The sequence below is a fragment of the Burkholderia sp. BE17 genome, assembly GCF_009362305.1.
GTDB lineage: Bacteria > Pseudomonadota > Gammaproteobacteria > Burkholderiales > Burkholderiaceae > Burkholderia > Burkholderia pyrrocinia_C.
The window spans coordinates 1-1608 of sequence record NZ_WHNU01000103.1 but is presented as its reverse complement, the minus strand read 5'-3'; the positions used below and the strand labels follow the sequence as shown (position 1 = coordinate 1608).

General features: G+C 66.0%; 1 protein-coding gene. It reads right to left on the bottom strand.

Annotated features, from left to right (window positions below; all coding sequences use genetic code 11):
* Positions 1 to 1608: electron transfer flavoprotein-ubiquinone oxidoreductase (locus GD429_RS39980; protein WP_193727352.1), on the bottom strand; the 1608-nt coding region annotated here is incomplete at both ends.

Here is a 1608-nt window from a genome sequence, read left to right as displayed (position 1 = left end):
ACCCACACGATGTTCTGCGTCGGGTCCTTGATGTCGCAGGTCTTGCAGTGCACGCAGTTCTGCGCGTTGATCACGAGGCGATCGCTGCCGTCGTCGTTCTTCACGAACTCGTACACGGCCGCCGGGCAGAAGCGCCCCTCCGGGCCCGCGTACGTGCGCAGGTTCACGTTCACCGGCACGTTCGCATCCTTCAGCGTCAGGTGCGCCGGCTGGTTCTCCTCGTGGTTCGTGTTCGAGATGAACACCGACGACAGCCGGTCGAACGTCAGCTTGCCGTCCGGCTTCGGATACTCGATCGGCTCGCACTGCGACGCCGGCTTCAGCATCTCGTGGTCCGCGTGCTGGTGGTGCAGCGTCCACGGCACGTTGCCGCCCATCACCTTCTGCTCGAGCCCGACCATCAGCGTGCCCAGGTACAGCCCCTTGGCCATCCACTGCTTGAAGTTGCGCGCGCGGTACAGCTCCGTGTACAGCCACGACTGCTTGAACGCGTCCGGGTACGCGTTGAGTTCATCGCTCTGGCGGCCGGCCTGCACCGCGTCGAACGCGGCGTCCGCCGCCAGCATGCCGGTCTTGATCGCCGCGTGGCTGCCCTTGATCCGCGATGCGTTCAAAAAGCCCGCGTCGTCGCCGATCAGCGCGCCGCCCGGGAACACCGTCTTCGGCAGCGACAGCAGCCCGCCCGCGGTGATCGCGCGCGCACCGTACGACACGCGCTTGCCGCCTTCCAGGAACGCGCGGATCGACGGATGCGTCTTGTAGCGCTGGAATTCCTCGAACGGCGACAGGTACGGGTTCGTGTAGCCGAGGCCCACCACGAAGCCGACCACGACCTGGTTGTTGTCCATGTGATACAGGAACGAGCCGCCGTACGTATCCGACTTCAGCGGCCAGCCGGCCGTGTGGATCACGAGGCCCGGCTTGTGCTTCGCGGGATCGATTTCCCACAGTTCCTTGATGCCGATCCCGTACGCCTGCGGATCGGCATTCACGTCGAGCTTGAACTTCGAGATCAGCTGGCGGCCCAGATGGCCGCGGCAGCCTTCGGCGAACAGCGTGTACTTCGCGTGCAGCTCCATGCCGAGCTGGAAGTTCTCGGTCGGCTCGCCGTCCTTGCCCACGCCCATGTTGCCGGTGGCGACGCCCTTCACCGAGCCGTCGTCGTTGTAGAGGACCTCGGCGGCCGGGAAGCCCGGGAAGATCTCGACGCCCAGCGCTTCCGCCTGTGCCCCAAGCCAGCGCGTGACGTTGCCCAGCGAGATCACGTAGTTGCCGTGGTTCTTGAAGTTCTCGGGCAGCGCCCAGTTCGGCGTCTGCACCGCGCTCTTCTCGGACAGGAACAGGAAGCGGTCCTCGCTCACCTCGACGCTGAGCGGCGCGCCCTGTTCCTTCCAGTCGGGAAACAGTTCGGTGATCGCGCGCGGGTCCATCACCGCGCCCGACAGGATGTGTGCGCCGATCTCGGAACCCTTCTCGAGCACGCACACGCCGATCTCGGTGCCTTTCTCGGCGGCCAGCTGCTTGAGCCGGATCGCCGCCGACAGCCCGGCGGGGCCGCCGCCGACGATCACGACGTCGTATTCCATCGATTCGCGCGGGCCGTATTGC